This window comes from Peribacillus sp. YIM B13472 (genome assembly GCF_042788005.1).
In the GTDB taxonomy this organism is placed as follows: domain Bacteria; phylum Bacillota; class Bacilli; order Bacillales; family DSM-1321; genus Peribacillus; species Peribacillus simplex_E.
The window spans coordinates 117,302-137,988 of sequence record NZ_JBHZPG010000006.1 but is presented as its reverse complement, the minus strand read 5'-3'; the positions used below and the strand labels follow the sequence as shown (position 1 = coordinate 137,988).

The following is a 20,687-nucleotide window of genomic DNA, read 5'->3' as shown; positions in this document are numbered from 1 at the left end:
TCAGATGCTGAAGATTGGATCGCATGTTTCAATGAGCGGGAAAGGTATGCTTCTTGCTGCGAGTCAAGAAGCGGCTTCGTATGGCTCCAACACATTCATGATCTATACAGGGGCCCCTCAAAACACAAGGCGTAAAAAAATCGAGGATTTGAATATCGAAGCCGGAAGACTGCATATGGAGGAGAATGGAATCAGCGATATCGTAGTCCATGCTCCGTATATCATTAATATAGGAAATACCACGAATCCAGCCACATATGAGCTTGGAGTCAACTTCTTACGCAGCGAAATCGATCGGACCGAAGCGATTGGCGCAAGGCAAATCGTACTTCATCCAGGTGCGCATGTTGGTGCAGGAAGTGAACTGGGAATCAAGAGAATCATCGAAGGTTTGAATGAAGTGCTGACTGCCGACGATAAAGTTCAGATTGCCCTTGAAACGATGGCGGGTAAAGGTTCTGAATGTGGCAGGTCTTTCGAGGAGCTGGCGATGATCATTGATGGTGTGACCCATAATGAAAAATTATCGGTTTGCTTCGATACTTGCCATACTCACGATGCCGGATATAATATCATCGAGGATTTTGATGGCGTACTGAATGAATTTGATAAATTGGTCGGTGTTGACCGCATCAAGGTCCTTCACATAAACGATAGCAAAAACGAACGCGGCACGCGCAAGGATCGCCATGAAAACATAGGATTTGGTTATATTGGTTTTAAGGCGTTGAATGCTATTGTTCACCATCCGCAATTAAGCAGTGTTCCGAAAATCCTGGAAACACCTTATGTAGGGGAAGACAAAAAAGACAAAAAGGCACCATATAAATTTGAAATTGATATGTTCAAGAATAATCAATTTGAAGAAGATTTATTGGAAAAGATCAGATTCCAACAATAATCATAATAGAAAAGGACGATTCATTGATAAAGATGAATCGTCCTTTCATTTTGCATTTGGAGTAAGTATGCTCAAATAAAGACTGTCAGCAACAGGCTTAAGATCTTTAAAAAGTGGAAGTAAGGTTATTGAAGAGGGATTCTATCTCCCTGGCTGTGCTTGCTCCGGCAACTTTTGTAATTTGACCAAGTACGTTCTGTCTTTGACGTATATCAAAAATGTTAATATTTTTACCGGCTAGAAGTGCAGTGATATCCTGTGCCTGTTTTTGAGTGAGTGCAACCTTATGCTGTTTAGCAAGGGAAAGCAGTTCATCGGGGCGTATATTGTTGATTTTATGATTGACCATCATTTCAAATAATTTCAAACGATCTCCTCCTTTGTTAAAACATATGAAGGAGGAAGTCGTATTTGAACATGAAACTTCGTTTTGTTTAAGGTAAATTGGTTCAGATGACATTTTTTAGTATTCAGGGCGTATCGGCACTTGTTAAGAAGACCGGATTCTTTACATCTGGACTTCTTTGATTTATACTAACGATTGTTAATCGTAATGATTCTTAAAAAATAGGTGATCTCTTTGGATAATGTAGTAAACCCCATAGTTAAATTTGAAGATATATCTTACAAATATACAAAAGATCTAGTGCTGGAACATGTTTCACTTGAAATTCCTAGAGGGGCCTTCTTAGCTATCGTCGGGCCGAATGGATCTGGTAAGTCAACGCTTTTGAAGTTGCTGCTTGGTCTGTTCAAGCTTCAAAAGGGCAAAATTGAAATATTCGGGGAAGACATACGACGCTTTAAAGATTGGCATAAGGTCGGGTTCGTTTCCCAAAAGGCAAATTCCTTCAACTCAGGATTCCCTGCCACTGTTTTTGAAGTGGTACAGAGCGGTTTGACCAAAAAAATTGGCTTGTTTAAGTTTGCAGGCAAAGAGGATAAGCAAAAGGTGAAGAAGGCTCTGGAATCCGTGGATATGCTTGAATATCAGAACCGTAATATCGGGGAATTGTCCGGAGGCCAACAGCAAAGGGTATTCATTGCCCGTTCACTGGTCAGCGAACCGGAATTGATAATATTGGATGAACCCACGGTTGGCGTTGATTCAAAAAACGTCCATCAATTTTATGAAATGCTTGAGATGTTGAATAAAAAATTAGGAATAACCCTGATTTTAGTAACCCATGATGTTGGTACTGTGACCGATAAAGTCACACATGTCGCCTGCTTGAATAAAAAGCTTCATTTTCATGGGGATGCCCGTGAATATAATGAATTGGATGAAGGTGAGCTCTCGTCCATTTATGGACATGGGGTCCAATTTTTAAATCATGATCATTAATATGTTTTGGAGGATAGCCCAATGATATCGGGGATATTGCAATTTGAATTTTTGCAGAACGCATTCTTGACTGGAATCATCATCGGAGCGATTGCGCCATTAGTGGGCGTTTTTGTCGTGGTAAGGCGGATGTCGATGATTTCCGATGCGCTCAGTCATGTAGCGCTTGCTGGTATAGCGTTTAGTTTATTGCTGCAGAAGAGCTTTCTATCTTTAGCAGGATTGAATCCACTTTATATTGGAATGGCGTTTTCCGTAGGTGGTTCATTATTCATTGAAAAATTAAGAGGGGTGTACAAGCATTACCAAGAGCTTGCAATCCCGATCATAATGTCCGGCGGCATGGGTCTTAGTGTCATTTTCATATCCATTGCAGATGGTTTCAATACCGATTTATATGGTTATTTATTCGGCAGTGTCAGTGCCGTCAGCCGAGCGGACCTGTATGTCATTTTGGCAGTGGGGCTAGTCGTAGCCTTGATGCTTACCTTATTGTATAAAGAATTATTCCTGTTATCTTTTGATGAAGAGCATGCAAAAGCGTCTGGAATACCTTATAAAGCGATTCATTTTATTTTTATTGTCATGGTCGCATTGGTCATTGCGGCTTCCATGAAAATCATTGGCATATTACTTGTTTCTTCGCTCATGACGCTCCCGGTAGCAGCTAGTCTCCGCTTTGCGAAGGGCTTTAAGCAGATGATTGGTTATTCGGTATTATTCGGTGAAGTTTCTGTCATTGGCGGATTATTCTTATCATACAACCTTGACCTCGCTCCCGGTGGGACCATTGTAATAATAGCTGTACTAATGCTCATCTTGTCAATTTTGTTTGATAAGTGGAAAAATCGATAGATGGGGGGATGTATTTTGAACGTAACTACTGCCATGCAACTTTTAAAAGATAAAGGTTTTAAGCATACAGGAAAGAGGGAGGAAATGCTTCAGCTTTTCTCTTCCAGTGATAAATATTTAACGGCCAAAGATGTATTGGAGAATATGAAACAGGATTATCCAGGTTTAAGCTTCGATACGATCTACAGGAACCTTTCCTTATTTGTCGAACTTGGCATCTTTGAAGCGACCGAGTTGGAAGGGGAAAAGCGTTTTCGTTTTACATGCGGTCATTCTTCCCACCATCACCACTTCATCTGTTTGAATTGTGGAAAAACGAAAGAAATCGAACTGTGCCCGATGCAGGAACTTCAGGAAAGCTTGAAGGACTACGATGTTTCGGGGCATAAATTTGAAATTTACGGACGCTGTCCCGCATGTAGCGTATCTTTGGAAGCATAAAAACCATTGACCTCCAGTCAATGGTTTTTTCTTGTCTCATTTTATAGTCGCCACTTTCCCTGTCATCCAATTATTCACCCAGGCTGAGGCTTCTTGCCAATTGTTGACCCGAATCACTCTTTCAGGCACGGGATCTTGGTTGTAGGGGGTATTAAATAAAATCACGGGTATTTTACACTCTTCCGAAATCGCCACTGCGTTATCGTGCTTGTCCTCTAAAAAGAGATCGACTTCGAATTTTTTGGCTGCAGCAATCTTATCGTGTGAACCTACAAGTTCTATATGATCATATAGGACTTGATTAGTCGTGAACCAATCCTTCGTTACATCCAATAAACGGGTGCTCCTGGCACTGATGAAATAAAGGTTGGCTTGTTCTGTCCATTTTTCCAATACATCTTTCGCACCCTCAGCCAATAATGATTCGGAATAGATGAGAGGCTCGGTCTCAATGAACCATTTAGTGAAATCCTCTTTTGGAACATTCACGAAAGGGAATAGGTCATATTCGGTAATGTCTTCATAAGCTAAATTCAGCTGAAAAGCTTTATTTAAAAAGGGGACCATGGAATCCGGTCTTGTGACAGTCCCGTCTATATCGATGCCAAAACGTTTTTTCATGATGAATCTCTCCTCATTTTCAGGTACTTGTAATAGTGTAACATATCCCCTCATAGCTTTGGTAAAAACCCGTATTTATTTCCAAGACATGAAACCATTTTCACGATGGTTCCTGCAATTTTTACATACACTATAAATGCTTCACAAACGAAAGTGAGGGATGCGCGAATGGAAAAAGATCAATACTCCAGTATTGACGATGAAATGCAATTGGCGAAAGAGGGCAGTGAACCATCCGTTGTGGATGATCAGCATCATGAACGGTATTATAATGAAGATACACCTGAGGATGACAGACGATATGAAAGTCGTGGGACCATAACCAATATGGATAACCGGTATCAGGAAGAAACGTCTGCCGAGATTTCAACACCTCCTCAGCGAATCAGGTCATTTAGAAATGATGAGCCTGCAGAGGATAATGGTTCGGGGTTTGTGGCATCAAAAGGAAAAGCGATTGGTGTCATAGCATTGATCATCTCCATTTTATCGTTATTCATGATGCCTTTCATATTAGGGATTGTAGGTATCATTGTAGGAATCGTGGCCAGAAGCCGAGGATCGAACCTGGGTACTTGGGCCATCGGCATAGGTGCAGTCTCCATCATCGTTGCCATATTCATCCTGCCGTTCTTTTAGCATCATTTAACCCTTTGATGTCATTATGCATCAAAGGGTTTTTCAAATAAAACAAAAAAATCCCGATAATGAAAATTCGGGATTTTTTTGTTTTATTTATTTAGTGAAGCTGCAGCAGCGGCTTCGGCTCTTTGTTTTTCATAGTACTCTTCAGCGATTTTGTCAATTTCCTTTTTCAGTTCCTCGACCATCGTCTCTTCAGGTACTTTACGTACGATTTGACCCTTTCTAAACAGTAAACCTTCACCACGGGCCCCGGCAATGCCGATATCGGCCTCACGGGCTTCTCCAGGGCCGTTTACCGCACAACCAAGCACTGATACCTTGATTGGTGCTTTAACCGTCTGGATGTACTCTTCAACTTCGTTGGCGATGGAAATCAAATCAATCTCGATTCGACCGCAAGTAGGGCAGGAAATTAAAGTGGCCATGTTAGAAGCAAGGCCAAATACTTTTAGAAGCTCCCTTGCCACCTTCACCTCTTCGACAGGGTCGGCACTTAAGGAAACACGCATCGTGCTCCCGATTCCTTGACTTAGGATGGCACCTAATCCGGCAGCGCTTTTTACGGTCCCGGAGAACAGTGTCCCTGATTCCGTGATCCCAAGATGTAAAGGATAATCGAATGCTTTTGAAGCTTTTTCATATGCCTCGATGGCTAAATTGACATCGGAAGCCTTCATGGAAACGATAATGTCATGAAAATCGAGGTCTTCCAGGATCTTGATATGGTGTAAAGCACTTTCCACCATTCCATCAGCAGTCGGGAAGCCATATTTCTCGATGATTTTCTTCTCAAGAGAACCAGCATTTACCCCGATGCGGATTGGGATTCCTTTAGCCTTTGCAGCTTTCACGACTGCTTCAACCTTTTCACGGCGTCCGATGTTACCAGGATTTATCCTGATTTTATCCGCTCCGCCTTCAATGGCCTTCAGAGCAAGTTTGTAATCGAAATGAATATCGACTACAAGAGGGATGTTTATCCGTTTTTTTATCTCAGAGATTGCATCAGCTGCCCTTTCATCCGGACAGGCGACACGTACGATTTGGCATCCGGCTTCTTCAAGACGAAGGATTTCTGCAACCGTTGCTTCAACATCGTGTGTTTTTGTCGTTGTCATGCTTTGTACAATAACTTCATTATTGCCGCCAATCGTTAAGTTTCCGACTTTAATTGGCCGCGTCTTGGTGCGATGTATGATTTCACTCAAGTGGAATTCTCTCCTTTAGGAAAAAATCAGTTTTGATTTTTAATTTGCTTCTCTGAAATATTGTATCAATGTACATACCGCTTGACAAGGAAATAGGACGCATAATCTTTTTTCAATATGAGATATTTCCTATTTCAGGATAAACCAGGTACTTGGAAATCCCCTTTAATGGTTCTTGTGAAGGCGCAAAACCCTTTTGACAGTTATTTATAAACGGGAATCTTATATGTTTTGCCAATCTGCATATTTTCGGGCTTCAATCCTTCATTCAAACTTTGAAAGTCAGCGATGATCGTTTCGATTGGCTGATTGGATCCGTCTTTTTCCGTTTCAACAATGGAGAGTAAGGTATCCCCGGGTTTCATGGTGATTTCTTTATAAGCGACAGATGGTGCGGATGCAGGCTGGCTGGCCGGTACGGCCGGTTCGCCTGTAGAGGCCGGTGGATGGGAAGCCGGCAGGGTACCCGTAGTCAAATCAAAATAAATAATAAATAAAGTGAAACAGAATGAGATAAAAAGAAGTAGCCGTTTCAATTTTCCATCCTCCCAAGCTTGTCTTTAATTCATCATACTTGGAGGGGACAAAAAATATGCCTAAAAATGGGCGATTTTTTTCAAAATGGAAAGTGAGATTGACCAATCATATTTTCTATTTCGGTTGAGTAACATCCTTATTATTTGAATGTGTGCTAAGAAAGGAGCGAATTTCCTTTGGGGTCAGACCAATCTTTTTTGCCTCCATTATGAGTAACAACCACTGTACATCAATATGACTCTCCTTCACGTCTACCACCTCTTAAATACTATTTCAACCATAAGTATAGGAATAACTTGGTGAGTATTTTGTCGAATTAAGTAGATATAAAAAAATGATTACTGTAGTCATATGCGGGCTCGATTTTATGCAAAAGCAAAATGATCCGGACCAGGTGGGTCGGATCATGGTTTAGACTAATGAGTTCTATCTAAATTTAACAAGTTGATTGGAACGGGTGTGCGGGACTCCTGCTTAGAAAAGAGCGTCTAAGGGAGAACCTGCAGGCGCAAAGCGGACCGCCGGCGGAAAGTTAGTGCCCTATGTTCCAATCAACGTTCGAATTTTACAAACCCATAAAAGACTGAAGGCAAACTTGATTTTCATCGAGTTTGCCTTCAGTCTGAGTTCGAAACTTTTTAATGTCAATTTCCGATCTTATTGGCTGACGTTTCTTTAATGGATAAATATAACATCACCAATGTCACAAACCAGCTAATGATGGAAGCGAATGGTACAATTGCTTGAAAAGCATCCATGATGGTGAAGAATATGGTGGCAAGCGTTATGCTGTATGCACCAATTCTCCAAAGATGCCGATAGGAAAGAGGACGGCCAAGAGCATTTTTGAAAAAAAGACCGAAAGCGGCAAGGATTGTCACTTTAATGAAGATTCCGCTAGCAGTAAACAGGTATAATATAAGTAGAAGCAATGGAAGGATGATCGGCAGCACAGATTCAACTGAATCAAGCCAAGTGGATATTTCCCGATTATCTCCCTCCAGAACTGAATATGGAGAGGATTGCACGTTGCCTCCGGATACGAAAACCAGATCAGACTTTAAAAGCGCGACAGCCTCATCAGCTTTTGCAGCTACTTCTTCCGGGGTCAGGGCTCCCGTGCCATCTACAAAAATTTGATATCCGTTTTTATTCAAGCTAAATGGCTCATCTTTTTCAGTCGTCAACGTGCCATTTTTGATTTCAAATGGCGGTAAGTCTTCGGATACTGTTTCGTGCATGGCATCTATCCCGTCAACCACCATTGTACCGAAATAAAAAGCTGAAGGGAGAAAGGCGATGAGACTTATAAAGAAAACGAATAAAATCGTTTTCCCGATACCTTGGTTTTGAAAGGAAGCGATATCTTTAGGAGAATATAAGCTTACCCACAGTTGTTTGAATATGTTCAATGTTTTCAGCACCTAACTATATAAGATTCCTAACCAATTTTAACTATATGGGAAAAATAAAACAACCTGTATTCCGCTTCATTGGTTTCAACCATCAGTAATGAGGTAATTATGGAGTGATAAAGTCAAATGATAAATGAAATGAGAAAGGGGCGTTTTAGTTATGGATACACTATTTTGGATAATAATTACCCTCATGTTCATAATGGGATTTGTCGGTCTGATTTTTCCAATCATCCCAAGTGTTTTGTTCATTTTCGGCGGAATATTGTTATATGGACTATTTTATTCTTTTGAACCATTTGGCTGGTTTTTCTGGACGGTCCAAATTTTATTCGTCATCCTTTTATTCGCAGCTGATTATATTGCGAACATGGTTGGTGTCAAAAAGTATGGCGGCACGAAAGCGGGAATTTGGGGCAGTACGATCGGGCTTCTGGTCGGGCCATTCGTGATTCCGTTCGTCGGAATCCTAATAGGTCCATTCATCGGGGCATTCCTGGCTGAGATAATAGTACATAAAAAAGACCCGGTTACTGCTTCAAAAATCGGCCTTGGTTCCGTTGTAGGCTTTATAAGCAGCGTAATCACAAAAGGCATCATTCAACTTCTGATGATTGGATATTTTATATTCGTGGTATTCTCATAGGAAATATAATCGAAAAATGAAAAATTGAGGCATAAGGTTTGAAACGGTTACAAAAATTTGATACTCTATTGCTAGCGAGCTTTAGGTATCTTTCGAGAACTGAAGCCCTCAAAAAAACAGCTTACATAGGGAGGAATTTTATTATGGCTTTTGAACTTCCACAATTACCGTATGCATATGATGCATTAGAACCACACATCGACAAAGAAACAATGAACATTCACCACACTAAACATCACAACACATATGTGACAAACCTGAACAATGCGCTAGAAGGCAACCAAGAACTTCTAAGCAAAAGCGTTGAAGAAATCGTCGCTAACCTTGACGCAGTACCTGAAGCTGTTCGTACAGCTGTACGCAACAATGGTGGCGGACATGCTAACCACACTTTATTCTGGGAAATCCTTTCACCTAACGGCGGCGGACAACCAACTGGTGAATTAGCGGATGCTATCACTTCAAAATTCGGAAGCTTTGACAGCTTTAAAGAAGAGTTCGCTAAAGCGGCTACTACTCGTTTTGGATCTGGCTGGGCTTGGCTTGCAGTCAACAATGGCGAGTTGGAAGTAACAAGCACACCAAACCAAGACAATCCATTATCAGAAGGTAAAACACCGCTTCTTGGATTGGACGTTTGGGAACATGCTTACTACTTAAACTACCAAAACCGCCGTCCTGAATACATCAATTCTTTCTGGAATGTTGTAAACTGGGATGAAGTTGCAAAACGTTACAGTGCTGCAAAATAATTTGTAATTAAAAAAGACAGGATTCCTTTTGTGAAAAGGAATCCTGTCTTTTTTTGTTTCTTTTATCCGAACGGGAAATTAAAGAAAAACAATATAAAGGCAACTCGTATTGCTGTTTCGCCAAAAGAAGTGAAAGAAATTCACGAGTAAAATCTTCAAATTCACGAGTAAAAGCCTAAAACTTACGAGTAAAAGCCTAAAATTCACGAGTAAAAGCCCGAAATTCACGAGTAAAAGCATCGAATTCACGAGTAACGCACAAATTCAAGAGTAAACACTCCATTTCCTGAGTGAAATCTCGAAACTCACGAGTAAAAGCCTAAAACTTACGAGTAAAAGCTCAAAATTCACGAGTAAAAGCCCGAAATTCACGAGTAAACACTCCAAATTCATGAACATCTCCTTCGTTCTTCGCCAATCGAAGAGTTTTCTTTACACTTTTTTATTTTTCAAGTTCAAAAGGAAAACAGTGTAAGTGCAACTACTTCTCTGCCTTCGTCAATCGAAGAGTTTTCTTTACACTGTTTCTGTAATGGGAAAGGCTATTAAGGAAAACAGTGTAAGTGCAACTGCTTCTCTGCCTTCGTCAATCGAAGAGTTTTCTTTACACTGTTCCTGAGTGGAAAGTATATTAAGGAAAACAGTGTAAGTGCAACTACTTCTCTGTCTTCGCCATCCGGGCTCGCCAATCGAAGAGTTTTCTTTACCTTTTTTTACATAAATTCTTTTGTTTTTTCAAACACTAGAGTGGAATTTAAAGGAGAGTTAAAACAATGGGTATTTTAGAGAGATGGTTGGGTGAAGCGGGAGGGAAGAAGGATCTGCACCTCCTTTTGTTTATTGGCGGGCTGTACAGCCTAAGTATTGCTTTATCCAATACATTCGTTAATGTGTACTTGTGGAAACAATCCGGTCAAATTGTTGATATTGCCGTATATAATCTAACCGTGGTGCTTTTTCAACCGCTTACTTTTGTCTTTGCTGGCAGGCTGGCGAAAAAGGTTGATCGAATCATTGTTTTGCGTCTGGGTGTAATCTTTTTGGCCCTATTTTATTTATCAGTCCTATTGGTCGGCACACGTGCTACGGATTTTCTTTGGTTGCTTGGAGGACTGTTAGGAATCGGTTATGGGTTTTATTGGCTTGCCTATAATGTATTGACTTTTGAGATAACTGAACCGGAAACAAGGGATTTCTTCAATGGTTTTTTAGGGATTTTATCATCACTTGGGGGAATGGTCGGTCCGATTCTTTCAGGGTTCATCATTTCGAGACTAGAAAAATTCACGGGTTATTCCATTGTATTCGGATTGTCTTTGCTTTTGTTTTCCGTTGCGGTTTTTCTTAGCTTTTCGTTAAAAAGACGTCCAGCGCATGGCAGGTACTATTTCCTTCGGATATTGCAAGAACGGAAAAATAATCGGAATTGGCTCTTGATCACTCGTGCTCACTTTTTTCAAGGGTTACGAGAGGGCACATTCATGTTCATCATTTCGATTACCGTTTTCATTCAGACGGATAGTGAACTTGCATTAGGGAGCTATGGTCTGTTAAATTCGGCCATATCATTCGTTGCGTATTTTTTTGCTTCACGGTATATAAAACAGCCGATGCGAAAAAAAGCAATTCTTATTGGAGGAATCCTGTTGTATGCAGGTGTCTTATTGATTGCATTTGATATCACATTCGGGAAGCTTCTCATTTATGGGGCAATTGTCGCTACAGCTTATCCTATTCTTTTGGTCCCTTATATATCATTGACTTATGACATTATAGGCCGCGCTTGGAAAGCAGCGGAAATGAGGATTGAATATATCGTTGTCAGGGAACTGTTCGTTCATATTGGAAGGATTGTATCCATATCAGGATTCATACTTTCCGTCATGATATTCGACCTAAAGCAATTATTGCCGATTTATCTGTTAATTGTCGGTGCTGGGCATACCGTGATATATTGGTTTGTACGGAAAATCGATATCATTGACCAAGATTGAAAAGAGGCCTTAAAGGCCTCTTTTCGATATACATGACTTACGGTTTTAGGATATATGAGCCGTAAGTCACTTTTTATGTAAAGTTCGTTAGATGTTTAATATTTCTAGAACACTAAGGTAGAAAAAAATATAAATGTTCTATAGAATAGTATAGGACCTATTATGACTATGTAAAAAGGATGTGTGGCTTAGTGTGAATAAAAAGAAAAAGAAAAAGACGCATGTGCCTTTCAGATTGAATATTCTTTTCTTTTTAGTGTTTGTTTTGTTTTCCGCTTTAATTTTACGCTTGGGTGTTGTACAGATTGTTTATGGTGATGATTACCGGCGTGAGATTGAAAGAACAGAGGAAGTGACCGTGAATAATTCGGTGCCCCGTGGGAAAATGTATGACCGGAATTTAAAACTGATGGTCGATAACCAACCACTGGATGCAATTACATATACACGAAAGCAAGGTACGAAACAAACAGAAATGGTGGAAACGGCTGAGAAACTCGCGAAGTTGATCGAAAAGGAAACAAACAAAGTGACTGAGCGCGATAAAAAGGATTTTTGGATTTTGAAAAATCCAAAGCTGGCCGAGAAAAAGATTACGGATAAAGAACGGAAAAAAGTGGAAGAGGGCGAGATGGAAGAAAGTGATTTGTATAAGCTTCAGCTTGATCGGATTACTGATGAAGAAACAAAGCTTTCTGAAAAAGATCTGGAAGTCCTTGCCATCTACAGGGAATTTGCAAGCGGATATGCCCTTACCCCGCAAATTGTGAAAAATAAGAAAGTAACAAAAGAAGAATTCGCCAGGGTGAGTGAAAACCTTGATTCTCTCCCAGGGGTCGATATATCTACAGATTGGGATCGTTTTTATACATATAATAAAACACTTAAATCTGTATTGGGTAAAGTTTCCTCATCTGAAGAAGGGTTGCCTAGTGAAAGCTTGAACTACTACCTTGCACGTGATTACAGCCGGAATGACCGTGTAGGTAAGAGTTATATTGAGGCGCAATATGAAGATATCCTCCAAGGGCAGAAAGCGAAAGTAAGGAATGTGACCGATAAATCAGGAAATGTTGTCGATTCCGAAGTGATTACTGAAGGTTCGCGAGGAAAAGATCTTATATTGACAGTTGATATGGATTTACAGCTTGCAACAGAGGAAATCATTGAAAAGCAATTGATTGCCAAGAAAAAAATGGGCAACACTAAGTTCTTGGATAGAGCTTTTGTCGTTATGATGGATCCTAATACAGGGGAAATTTTAACGATGGCGGGCAAGAAATATGAGAAGGATTCAAAAACAGGGAAATCTTCCATAGAGGACTTTGCATTAGGGAATATTACGACTTCCTATACAATGGGCTCCTCAGTAAAAGGCGCAACTGTTTTGACTGGTTATCAGCAAGGAGCCATTCAGCCAGGTACATACTTTTATGATACGAAGCTGAAGATTAAGGGTACAAAGGAAAAAGGCTCATATAGTAACTTCGGGAACATTAATGATTTGACTGCCTTAAAAGTATCCTCGAACGTTTATATGTTCAGAACGGCAATTAATATTGCAGGTGCGCATTATGTGCCGAATGAGCCATTGAATATTAGTTCTAGCGCCTTTTCGACCATGCGGAATTCATTTGCCCAGTTTGGCTTGGGTGTCCGCACGGGGATTGATCTCCCGAATGAAATGAGTGGATTCAAAGGTTCGGAAACGTCACCAGGTAAGCTGCTTGACCTCGCTATCGGACAGTACGATACGTACACACCGATGCAGCTTGTGCAGTATGTTTCAGCCATTGCAAATGGCGGTAACCGTATGAAGCCGCATATGGTTAAGGAAATCCGTGATCCTGTTGATAATAATGAGGAATTGGGTCCTGTTGCCGAAGACGTTTCACCAACTGTCCTTAATCGTCTTGAGATGAAGGAAGAATGGATAGAACGTGTGCAGAGCGGTTTCGAGAAAGTTTCGATGGAACAAGGCGGAACAGCTTATACTTACTTTGGGAATAAGTCATATACGGTAGCGGCTAAAACCGGAACGGCGCAAGCGTTCTATGATGGTCCGAACCGAGCGGATTATAGCGAACCTCAAGATACGATGAATATCACGTTGGTCGGCTATGCCCCTGCTAAAAATCCGGAAGTGGCTTTTGCTGTTGTTGTCCCGTGGGCTTATCAAGGACATTCGGGCCATAGCATGAGTAAAGAGATAGGTGAAGAAATTATGGATACTTATTTCGAACTGAAAAAAGAACGGGCTAAGAAGGAAAATACCGAAACCTCGACTGATTTGAAAGTGGAGAATGGTAAAGACGTTCAAGAGGACCAGGCTGAAGTTAGGAAAAGCCAGGAAAATGAATAAAAGGTTAACACACGTTTTTGGGTAAAACCGAAAACGTGTTTTTTTTGTCATAAAGTAAAATTGCTCAGTGGTGTCATGCTATCAGTATGCCTCGACCTTTGCACTTTCCCCTTATGAAAAAGACTTATAATCACTTCAGTTGGAGTTGGAGTAATTTTCCGCTCATGTAAACAGCCACTGGGCACAAAATAAGAGAGTGATTAAAGTATTAGATACTGTTGTTAATTACTTTCTGACTACCTTTACAATATATAAACAATTATTTACTGAACATTTACAATTGCTTTAAACGGAATTTACAGTCTGAAAGTATGATGTGATAGTAGGACAAAATATTCATACAAAATTCTTAGGGGGATATACAAATGAGACGTTTCAAATTTATGGCAATGACTGCAGTAATGGGTGGAGTAATCGCAGTGGCAGCTGGATGTGGATCTAATGATACTACAAACAGCGGTAAAGGAAATGAAACGGCTTCAGATCAACTCAAGGGCGAAGTGATTATGGATGGTTCATCGACTGTGTTTCCAATCATGGAGGCAGTTGCTGAAGAATATATGGCGGAACAACCTGATGTTAAAGTATCTGTAGGATCATCGGGAACAGGTGGCGGATTTAAAAAATTCATCGCTGGTGAAACGGATCTAAGTAATGCGTCCCGACCAGTCAAAGACGAAGAAAGTGCGTTACTTGATGAAAAGGGAGTTAAGTATACAGAAATGAAACTTGCGTTTGATGGTATTTCTATCGTTGTCAATAAAGATAATGAGTTCATCGATAAAATGACAGTTGACGAACTAAAAAAGCTTTGGGTTGACAATGGCTCAGTGAAGAAATGGTCTGATATACGTCCGGAATGGCCGAATGAAGAAATTAAATTTTACTCTCCGGGAACTGATTCTGGCACATACGATTATTTCAACGAAGTTATTTTAGAGGAAAAACCAATGGTCGAAAATGCGACTCTTTCTGAAGATGATAACGTTCTTGTACAAGGGGTCGAAGGTGACAAAAATGCGATTGGTTTCTTCGGATTTGCTTACTATGCAGAAAATAAGGATAAATTAAAAGTTGTATCCATTGATAATGGTAAGGGTGCTGTTGAGCCTACCCATGAAACGATTAAAAGCGGAGAGTATGCACCACTGTCTCGTCCTCTGTACACATATGTATCCAATAAAAGTGTAGCTGAAAAGGAACAAGTGGCTGATTATACTCAATTCGTCATTGAAAATGCTGGAGAGCTTTCTGAAGAAGTAGGCTACGTCAGCTTACCTGAAGAAGAGTACAAGAAGGATCTTGAAAAATTGAATGAACTAAAAAAATAATCTATTTAACAGGCTGCCCAATCTCTTCTTATAAATAGAGGGATTGGGTAGCCCCTTAATATTGCGTGTCTGAATGGAGGATACATGTTGGAACCGAAACAAACAGATACCTATTCTGTACAGCGATTGATTCTAGAAAAGAAAAGCAAAAAAAGATGGAATATAGAGAAATTCATTCCTAAGCTGTTGTTCCTTACAGCAGTGATTTCTGTATTTATAACCATTGGGATAGTCCTTACGTTGATTTTTGAAACTTTTATATTTTTTGAGAAAGTGTCCATCGTGGAGTTTTTAACAGGACATAAATGGTTACCCTTTGCATCCACGCCTTCCTTTGGGGTTATGCCACTTGTTGTTGGAACATTAAAGGTAACGGTAATAGCGGCGATAGTTGCAGTTCCGATAGGTCTAGCAACCGCCATTTTCTTGAGTGAATATGCATCTGAGAAAACACGGAGAATCATTAAGCCGATTTTAGAAGTTTTAGCTGGAATCCCTACTATCGTTTACGGCTTCTTTGCCTTAACCTTTGTAACGCCAGTATTGCGGGATATATTCCCTTCCCTTGACATGTTCAATGCCCTAAGTCCTGGGATTGTGGTAGGAATCATGATCATGCCGATGATTGCCTCTTTATCGGAAGATGCACTTGTCTCAGTACCGAAATCGATTCGTGAAGGTGCGTATGCTCTTGGTGCTACGAAACTGGAAACGACGATTAAAGTGGTATTACCAGCGGCTATGTCCGGTATCGTTGCTTCAATTGTCCTGGCTTTATCCAGAGCTATTGGAGAGACCATGATCGTAAGTGTCGCAGGTGGATCGACTCCAAGTATGAGTATGGACGTCACAAATTCTATTCAAACGATGACTGCCTATATCGTACAGGTGAGTACTGGAGACGCAGGGTATGGGACAACGATTTACTACAGCATATATGCGGTTGGAATGACACTGTTCGTCTTTACGCTTATTATGAATCTATTGGCGCAGTTCATCTCCCGCAAGTTCAGGGAGGAATATTAAAACATGAAACTGATAAACAAAAATCATGTTGTAAAAAAAATGCCCACTCGGCTGGCGGTTAACTCGATATGTAAAGGCTTATTCTTCTTAGCAACTTTATTTGGCCTTCTGGTATTGGCCATCTTATTTTATCGGATATTGACTCAAGGAATTGGTCATTTAAATTTTGATTTCTTCCAGAATTTCGCTTCTAGGAGACCGGAAGAGGCTGGTGTAAAGGCAGCTCTTATCGGTTCGATATGGTTAATGGCCGTCGTTACCCCAGTTTCCCTTCTTCTCGGTGTGGGAACGGCGATTTATTTAGAGGAATATGCACGAAAGAATTGGATCACATCTTTTATAAAATTGAATATATCAAACCTGGCAGGTGTTCCGTCAATTGTATTTGGATTGCTCGGTTTGACGGTTTTCGTTAGGGCTCTAGCCTTGGATCGCTCCGTGTTGGCAGCAGGTTTGACGATGAGTCTACTCGTCTTGCCAGTCATCATTGTTGCAGCTCAGGAAGCCATTCGTTCTGTACCGCGTGATTTAAGGGAAGCTTCTTATGGAATGGGTGCAACGAAATGGCAGACGATTTTGAAAGTGGTTCTTCCAGCTGCGATACCTGGTATTTTGACAGGTGGAATACTCGCTTTATCCCGGGCGATTGGGGAAACGGCACCATTAGTGGTGGTTGGTATCCCGTTGTTCATCGCCTTTTTACCGCAATCGGTCATGGATACATTTACGGTGCTACCGATGCAAATCTATAACTGGACATCCCGGCCACAGGAAGAATTTCAGCAGGTTGCGGCTGCAGGTATCATCGTTTTACTTGCTCTGTTAATTTTAATGAATTCGATAGCTGTCATAATCCGTAACAAATTCCAGAAAAGATACTGATTGGAGGAAGGAAAGAATGAATATGACATTAACGGGACCCAAAAAGGCTCCAACAGTTGGAATAGAAAATGCAAATGCAGATTCCGTTTTCTTAAAAGAAACGGTGTATGAAACGTCAGATCTCAATTTATGGTACGGTGAAAACCATGCTTTAAAAAATATTAACCTGGATATGTATCAAAATGAAGTGACCGCCATTATCGGGCCTTCAGGATGTGGGAAATCCACATACATCAAAACATTGAACCGAATGATTGAGCTAGTTCCGGATGTGAAAACGACAGGCCAGATTAAATATAGGAACAGAAATATCCTCGATCAGTCCTATAAGGTGGAAGATTTAAGGACACAGGTGGGGATGGTCTTCCAAAAGCCTAATCCCTTTCCTAAATCAATTTATGAAAATGTTGTATACGGACCAAAGATCCATGGAATTAAAAATAAAAAAATTCTTGATGATATCGTTGAAAAGAGTTTAAAAGGAGCAGCCATTTGGGATGAAGTGAAAGACCGTCTGCATGAAAATGCATATGGACTTTCAGGTGGACAGCAACAGCGCCTTTGTATTGCCAGATGTTTGGCAATCGAACCAGATGTCATTTTAATGGATGAACCGACTTCTGCCCTTGATCCGATATCCACCTTGAAAATAGAAGAACTGGTTCAAGAACTGAAAAAGGATTTCAGCATCATCATCGTTACCCATAACATGCAGCAGGCTGCGCGTATCTCTGATAGAACGGCCTTCTTCTTAAATGGGGAAGTCATCGAATATACTGATACAAACACCATCTTCTCTAATCCGAATGATAAAAGAACAGAAGATTATATTACCGGACGTTTTGGCTAATGAAAAGGAGATGCGACAATGGTTGTTCGTGAAAATTTTGAGCTTCAATTAAAAGAATTGCAAGAGAAAATAGTGAGGTTGGCTAATTTAGCTTCAGGTGCGATATCAAAATCATTTACCGCACTGGAAAACAAGAATGTTGAAGAGGCTCTTGAAGTTATTGATGATGATACAATAGCTGATTTACTAGAAGAGGAAATTAATGACTTTGCAATTTTGCTGATTGCTAAGCAGCAGCCGGTTGCGATTGATTTAAGGCGTATCATTGCTGCCATAAAAATAGCTTCAGATATTGAAAGGATGGCGGACTTTGGCGTGAATATCGCTAAATCAGCCATCCGAATCGGTGACCAGCCATTTATTCTGCCATTAACACCATTAAAGCAGATGCATGATATTACATTAAAGATGATTGAACTTTCGATAGATGCATTCGAGAAGGAAGATGTGGTTCTTTCAAGAGAAATCATTGAAATGGACGATGAGGTCGATCGCTTTTATGGAGAGATGATTCGAAGTCTCCTTCGACTTTCAGATGAAAAAAACCTTCAGCAGATCACACAACTTTCTTTAATTGCCCGTTATTTAGAAAGAACGGCTGACCATACAACGAATATAGCTGAAAACATTTATTTTCTGGTAAGAGGGAGATATATTGGCAGGAATGAATGAACCCTTCCTAATTTAAAAAAGAGAGGCTTTTTCTCGGACATCGTCCATTTAAAAGTCTCTCTTATTCTTTAATGGGTCAAAGTATTGGCCAATTGTCTATATGTCATATTATTAGTAACAACAAACTCGCCGATTTGTATTTTTTTTGAGAAATCACGGTTATTCATGTAAGCTTCAATTTCAACAGCATCATCGATGATTTTTTCCTTGGAAAGGCTATCGGCAATTTCGGTTGCGGTCATATTCGTTTTCACTTTAATTGTATAGGTGACGATGGAGGGATTTTTTTTGAAGCCTCTTTCTCCATTGAATCCTTATCCGGATCCTTTGGTTGGACGGTTTTTTTAGCTTCCTCCTTAGGAAGTGTAACGACGAATCCCTTCTTCACGAGCAATTCCTTAGCTTCCTCCGCAGTAGGGGTGGTGCCTTCGAATAATCCGGTGCTATAATGAAAGCCAGCAAAGATTGTTGTGGTAAAAATGATACCGGCGGAAAGACCTTGCAGTCTTGCTTTGTTCATTTTCATTCACCCCCTTTGCTGCTCGAGCACTGAAATGGTTTGTTCCTTCGTTAACGAGGATTGTCTAGCGATCTGGTCCAAAGAAAGTCCTTGATTATATAAAGATAGAACCTGGCTTTTTAGAATTTCATGAATGGGTTCGATATCATTGGGATTGACAGGTGATCTATCCTTTACAGGGGGAACAATGTCGTCCTGGATAACGAATTCCTCTTCAAGAATCTTAACCTTCATCTTTAATTGGTAGATATCCTGCATATACGTTAGTGTCATCTGTTCTAAATCTTCTTCTAATTTGGCAACTTTATCTGTACCGAAAAAGGAAATGATGAGAAGGACAATCGCTAATGAAAAAAGAAGGATGATAAGTGTTTCCATAGTTTTCACCTCAAAAGATAAATTTCGACAATATACTTATATTTTACACATAGTTTAAAAAAGTTGGAGATTTTCATATTCAAAATGGGCCGTATATTTCATTTATGGACTGTTTTTTAAAAAATATTGTCGAAAATCCTTATGAACGTCTTTGAAGAAAAAAAATTAGGTATTAAAATGGGAAAAAAACCTTTGAGAGATAACATACATAAAATTCGACAAAAAGTGTTTATTGTCCATCAGCCAATTCAGTGCTAACATAAAGATAGAATAAATCGAAAAAACAAAATATTTTGAATAGTTAAAAATCGGTCGACCTATAAGAAAATGGTGTGCGGATTCTAAAGTGGATTGTTTCACTGTCAGCGCCTAACGATAAGTTATATAAGGATAAATAAAGGGGAAGGGATGATTATTATGAATTCACTATTCGCGTATATGCCGCAGGATAACCAGGACATATTTCGTAAGGGTCTAAAGGCTGGACTATGGATGGATGAGAGTTTTGATTGGTATCCTGAGGAAGATATGATGAGTCATCCTAATGGAGAGATCCGGACACTTTCACAAACATATACTCAAGGGAAGGTGACCTTTTCGAAGTTCACGATTAGGAATACCTCATTCGAGACTAAGCGCCCTAAAGTGTTTTTTCACTATGAAAACGCTTTCGAGAGGCAGGCAGTAGCCTTTTACAGCCCGAATGAACGGGCGATTTTACATGTAGCCCCTCAATCGATTGCCTTATTGGGTGGATTGGTGAAAGGAAAAAGCATCTCTCAATATTGCATCCAAGGTAAGGGAAGCCTTTATCAAGAGGGATGCTTCAAATCATTGAAAGAAGGACTCCTTGCTTATTCACCGCTCGCCAAAGGGGAAGTTACCAGCGTGTTTACGTTAGAGACGGAAATCTTACCGAAAGAATGTGTGGAAGCTGTGGCTTGGGTCATTCATGCTGAAACGAAAGAAGAAGCGAAAGTTATAAATAATCAGCTCCTCCTGACGATGCAAAACGTAAACAATTAAGAATTCAAAAAAGTTAATGTTGGATTTCCCAAAAAACATACTAGCAATTCGCATTGAATAATGATATTATAGAAAAGTCCTATGTGAAAATGTCAATATGTTTGGAGGGAAATACACAATGCGCGTGAATATTACATTAGCTTGCACTGAATGTGGAGACCGTAACTATATTTCTAAAAAAAATAAACGTAACAATCCAGACCGTCTTGAGCTTAAAAAATACTGCTCAAGAGAAAAACGTAGCACGACTCACCGTGAAACAAAGTAAGCAACAGGATTT

At 40.1% G+C, this 20,687-nt stretch carries 26 protein-coding genes; 16 read left to right on the top strand and 10 right to left on the bottom strand.

What is annotated here, in order from left to right; translation table 11 throughout:
- Window positions 1-4: 4 nt before the first annotated feature.
- Window positions 5-901, top strand: a complete 897-nt coding sequence (locus ACFX4I_RS07170) for a deoxyribonuclease IV (RefSeq protein WP_377419819.1) — start codon at window positions 5-7, stop codon at window positions 899-901.
- 106 nt (window positions 902-1,007) lie between these two features.
- Here ACFX4I_RS07170 and ACFX4I_RS07165 read toward each other — a convergent pair whose 3' ends face one another.
- Window positions 1,008-1,268 (bottom strand): DUF2624 family protein, encoded by a 261-nt coding sequence (locus ACFX4I_RS07165; protein ID WP_076365270.1) that lies wholly within the window; start codon window positions 1,266-1,268, stop codon window positions 1,008-1,010.
- A 213-nt stretch (window positions 1,269-1,481) separates the two neighbouring features.
- Between ACFX4I_RS07165 and ACFX4I_RS07160 the strand changes: the two genes are divergently transcribed.
- From ACFX4I_RS07160 to ACFX4I_RS07150, 3 genes are read left to right on the top strand one after another with little or no spacing between them, the layout of a single operon-like run.
- Complete coding sequence (locus ACFX4I_RS07160) at window positions 1,482-2,246, top strand: metal ABC transporter ATP-binding protein (RefSeq protein ID WP_377419817.1); 765 nt, start codon at window positions 1,482-1,484, stop codon at window positions 2,244-2,246.
- 21 nt (window positions 2,247-2,267) lie between these two features.
- Entirely contained in the window at window positions 2,268-3,101 is an 834-nt protein-coding gene (locus ACFX4I_RS07155; RefSeq protein ID WP_377419815.1) for a metal ABC transporter permease, read from the top strand.
- A 15-nt stretch (window positions 3,102-3,116) separates the two neighbouring features.
- On the top strand, window positions 3,117-3,542 hold the full coding sequence (locus ACFX4I_RS07150; protein ID WP_034308449.1) for a Fur family transcriptional regulator: 426 nt from the start codon (window positions 3,117-3,119) through the stop codon (window positions 3,540-3,542).
- A gap of 36 nt (window positions 3,543-3,578) precedes the next feature.
- Here ACFX4I_RS07150 and ACFX4I_RS07145 read toward each other — a convergent pair whose 3' ends face one another.
- Complete coding sequence (locus tag ACFX4I_RS07145) at window positions 3,579-4,163, bottom strand: 5' nucleotidase, NT5C type (RefSeq protein ID WP_230302611.1); 585 nt, start codon at window positions 4,161-4,163, stop codon at window positions 3,579-3,581.
- A 168-nt stretch (window positions 4,164-4,331) separates the two neighbouring features.
- On the opposite strand from ACFX4I_RS07145, the gene ACFX4I_RS07140 reads away from it, so the two are divergent.
- The gene (locus tag ACFX4I_RS07140; RefSeq protein WP_230302610.1) at window positions 4,332-4,802 is read left to right on the top strand and encodes a DUF4190 domain-containing protein; all 471 of its coding nucleotides are present in this window, start codon (window positions 4,332-4,334) and stop codon (window positions 4,800-4,802) included.
- 92 nt (window positions 4,803-4,894) lie between these two features.
- On the opposite strand, the gene ispG is transcribed toward ACFX4I_RS07140, so the two are convergent.
- The 4 genes from ispG to ACFX4I_RS07120 form a co-directional block, all read right to left on the bottom strand.
- Window positions 4,895-6,016, bottom strand: coding sequence for a flavodoxin-dependent (E)-4-hydroxy-3-methylbut-2-enyl-diphosphate synthase (ispG, locus tag ACFX4I_RS07135; protein WP_377419813.1), 1,122 nt, complete (start codon window positions 6,014-6,016; stop codon window positions 4,895-4,897).
- 203 nt (window positions 6,017-6,219) lie between these two features.
- Window positions 6,220-6,552: a hypothetical protein gene (locus tag ACFX4I_RS07130; protein WP_377419811.1), complete on the bottom strand. Its 333-nt coding sequence runs from the start codon at window positions 6,550-6,552 to the stop codon at window positions 6,220-6,222.
- 115 nt (window positions 6,553-6,667) lie between these two features.
- Entirely contained in the window at window positions 6,668-6,802 is a 135-nt protein-coding gene (locus ACFX4I_RS07125; RefSeq protein ID WP_283931926.1) for an anti-repressor SinI family protein, read from the bottom strand.
- A gap of 395 nt (window positions 6,803-7,197) precedes the next feature.
- Complete coding sequence (locus ACFX4I_RS07120) at window positions 7,198-7,965, bottom strand: DUF1189 domain-containing protein (RefSeq protein ID WP_230302608.1); 768 nt, start codon at window positions 7,963-7,965, stop codon at window positions 7,198-7,200.
- Window positions 7,966-8,128: 163 nt separating this feature from the next.
- Here ACFX4I_RS07120 and ACFX4I_RS07115 point away from each other — a divergent pair, with 163 nt between their 5' ends.
- A complete protein-coding gene (locus ACFX4I_RS07115) occupies window positions 8,129-8,614 on the top strand; it encodes a DUF456 domain-containing protein (RefSeq protein ID WP_098369794.1) in 486 nt (161 codons plus the stop codon).
- Window positions 8,615-8,757: 143 nt separating this feature from the next.
- A complete protein-coding gene (gene sodA, locus ACFX4I_RS07110; RefSeq protein WP_034308436.1) occupies window positions 8,758-9,366 on the top strand; it encodes a superoxide dismutase SodA in 609 nt (202 codons plus the stop codon).
- Window positions 9,367-9,630: 264 nt separating this feature from the next.
- Here the strand turns inward: sodA and ACFX4I_RS07105 are convergent, their stop codons facing one another.
- A complete protein-coding gene (locus ACFX4I_RS07105; RefSeq protein ID WP_377419809.1) occupies window positions 9,631-9,759 on the bottom strand; it encodes a hypothetical protein in 129 nt (42 codons plus the stop codon).
- Window positions 9,760-10,139: 380 nt separating this feature from the next.
- Between ACFX4I_RS07105 and ACFX4I_RS07100 the strand changes: the two genes are divergently transcribed.
- The 7 genes from ACFX4I_RS07100 to phoU all read left to right on the top strand — a co-directional run bounded on the left by ACFX4I_RS07100 (window position 10,140) and on the right by phoU (window position 18,483).
- Window positions 10,140-11,360, top strand: coding sequence for an MFS transporter (locus tag ACFX4I_RS07100; protein WP_230304289.1), 1,221 nt, complete (start codon window positions 10,140-10,142; stop codon window positions 11,358-11,360).
- 193 nt (window positions 11,361-11,553) lie between these two features.
- Entirely contained in the window at window positions 11,554-13,722 is a 2,169-nt protein-coding gene (locus ACFX4I_RS07095) for a peptidoglycan D,D-transpeptidase FtsI family protein (RefSeq protein WP_283931924.1), read from the top strand.
- 365 nt (window positions 13,723-14,087) lie between these two features.
- Entirely contained in the window at window positions 14,088-15,053 is a 966-nt protein-coding gene (locus ACFX4I_RS07090) for a PstS family phosphate ABC transporter substrate-binding protein (protein WP_230303040.1), read from the top strand.
- Between the two features lie 87 nt (window positions 15,054-15,140).
- Window positions 15,141-16,079, top strand: coding sequence for a phosphate ABC transporter permease subunit PstC (gene pstC, locus ACFX4I_RS07085; RefSeq protein ID WP_377419807.1), 939 nt, complete (start codon window positions 15,141-15,143; stop codon window positions 16,077-16,079).
- A 3-nt stretch (window positions 16,080-16,082) separates the two neighbouring features.
- Window positions 16,083-16,961, top strand: coding sequence for a phosphate ABC transporter permease PstA (gene pstA, locus ACFX4I_RS07080; protein ID WP_056528691.1), 879 nt, complete (start codon window positions 16,083-16,085; stop codon window positions 16,959-16,961).
- A gap of 16 nt (window positions 16,962-16,977) precedes the next feature.
- Window positions 16,978-17,811: a phosphate ABC transporter ATP-binding protein PstB gene (gene pstB / locus ACFX4I_RS07075; protein WP_230303038.1), complete on the top strand. Its 834-nt coding sequence runs from the start codon at window positions 16,978-16,980 to the stop codon at window positions 17,809-17,811.
- Window positions 17,812-17,829: 18 nt separating this feature from the next.
- Window positions 17,830-18,483 carry a phosphate signaling complex protein PhoU gene (gene phoU, locus ACFX4I_RS07070; protein ID WP_230303037.1) on the top strand — a complete coding sequence of 218 codons (654 nt, stop codon included), beginning with the start codon at window positions 17,830-17,832 and terminating at the stop codon, window positions 18,481-18,483.
- A 68-nt stretch (window positions 18,484-18,551) separates the two neighbouring features.
- Here phoU and ACFX4I_RS07065 read toward each other — a convergent pair whose 3' ends face one another.
- The 3 genes from ACFX4I_RS07065 to ACFX4I_RS07055 are packed head-to-tail and all read right to left on the bottom strand — an operon-like array spanning window position 18,552 to window position 19,381.
- On the bottom strand, window positions 18,552-18,725 hold the full coding sequence (locus tag ACFX4I_RS07065; RefSeq protein WP_377419804.1) for a hypothetical protein: 174 nt from the start codon (window positions 18,723-18,725) through the stop codon (window positions 18,552-18,554).
- Window positions 18,726-18,733: 8 nt separating this feature from the next.
- A complete protein-coding gene (locus ACFX4I_RS07060) occupies window positions 18,734-19,003 on the bottom strand; it encodes a hypothetical protein (protein WP_377419802.1) in 270 nt (89 codons plus the stop codon).
- Between the two features lie 6 nt (window positions 19,004-19,009).
- Window positions 19,010-19,381, bottom strand: a complete 372-nt coding sequence (locus tag ACFX4I_RS07055; protein ID WP_377419800.1) for a hypothetical protein — start codon at window positions 19,379-19,381, stop codon at window positions 19,010-19,012.
- Between the two features lie 417 nt (window positions 19,382-19,798).
- Here ACFX4I_RS07055 and ACFX4I_RS07050 point away from each other — a divergent pair, with 417 nt between their 5' ends.
- Both ACFX4I_RS07050 and rpmG read left to right on the top strand, forming a co-directional pair.
- A complete protein-coding gene (locus tag ACFX4I_RS07050) occupies window positions 19,799-20,407 on the top strand; it encodes a hypothetical protein (RefSeq protein WP_142323937.1) in 609 nt (202 codons plus the stop codon).
- A 118-nt stretch (window positions 20,408-20,525) separates the two neighbouring features.
- Entirely contained in the window at window positions 20,526-20,675 is a 150-nt protein-coding gene (gene rpmG, locus ACFX4I_RS07045) for a 50S ribosomal protein L33 (RefSeq protein WP_028391797.1), read from the top strand.
- The last annotated feature ends 12 nt before the right edge of the window (window positions 20,676-20,687 follow it).

Coding starts and splice junctions, on each gene's coding strand:
- ACFX4I_RS07170 (WP_377419819.1), top strand. CDS start 5: ATGCTGAAGATTGGATCGCATGTTTCAATGAGCGGGAAAGGTATGCTT.
- ACFX4I_RS07155 (WP_377419815.1), top strand. CDS start 2,268: ATGATATCGGGGATATTGCAATTTGAATTTTTGCAGAACGCATTCTTG.
- ACFX4I_RS07145 (WP_230302611.1), bottom strand. CDS start 4,163: ATGAAAAAACGTTTTGGCATCGATATAGACGGGACTGTCACAAGACCG.
- ACFX4I_RS07140 (WP_230302610.1), top strand. CDS start 4,332: ATGGAAAAAGATCAATACTCCAGTATTGACGATGAAATGCAATTGGCG.
- ACFX4I_RS07115 (WP_098369794.1), top strand. CDS start 8,129: ATGGATACACTATTTTGGATAATAATTACCCTCATGTTCATAATGGGA.
- sodA (WP_034308436.1), top strand. CDS start 8,758: ATGGCTTTTGAACTTCCACAATTACCGTATGCATATGATGCATTAGAA.
- ACFX4I_RS07105 (WP_377419809.1), bottom strand. CDS start 9,759: ATGAATTTGGAGTGTTTACTCGTGAATTTCGGGCTTTTACTCGTGAAT.
- ACFX4I_RS07100 (WP_230304289.1), top strand. CDS start 10,140: ATGGGTATTTTAGAGAGATGGTTGGGTGAAGCGGGAGGGAAGAAGGAT.
- ACFX4I_RS07090 (WP_230303040.1), top strand. CDS start 14,088: ATGAGACGTTTCAAATTTATGGCAATGACTGCAGTAATGGGTGGAGTA.
- pstA (WP_056528691.1), top strand. CDS start 16,083: ATGAAACTGATAAACAAAAATCATGTTGTAAAAAAAATGCCCACTCGG.
- pstB (WP_230303038.1), top strand. CDS start 16,978: ATGAATATGACATTAACGGGACCCAAAAAGGCTCCAACAGTTGGAATA.
- phoU (WP_230303037.1), top strand. CDS start 17,830: ATGGTTGTTCGTGAAAATTTTGAGCTTCAATTAAAAGAATTGCAAGAG.
- ACFX4I_RS07065 (WP_377419804.1), bottom strand. CDS start 18,725: ATGACCGCAACCGAAATTGCCGATAGCCTTTCCAAGGAAAAAATCATC.
- ACFX4I_RS07060 (WP_377419802.1), bottom strand. CDS start 19,003: ATGAACAAAGCAAGACTGCAAGGTCTTTCCGCCGGTATCATTTTTACC.
- ACFX4I_RS07055 (WP_377419800.1), bottom strand. CDS start 19,381: ATGGAAACACTTATCATCCTTCTTTTTTCATTAGCGATTGTCCTTCTC.
- ACFX4I_RS07050 (WP_142323937.1), top strand. CDS start 19,799: ATGAATTCACTATTCGCGTATATGCCGCAGGATAACCAGGACATATTT.
- rpmG (WP_028391797.1), top strand. CDS start 20,526: ATGCGCGTGAATATTACATTAGCTTGCACTGAATGTGGAGACCGTAAC.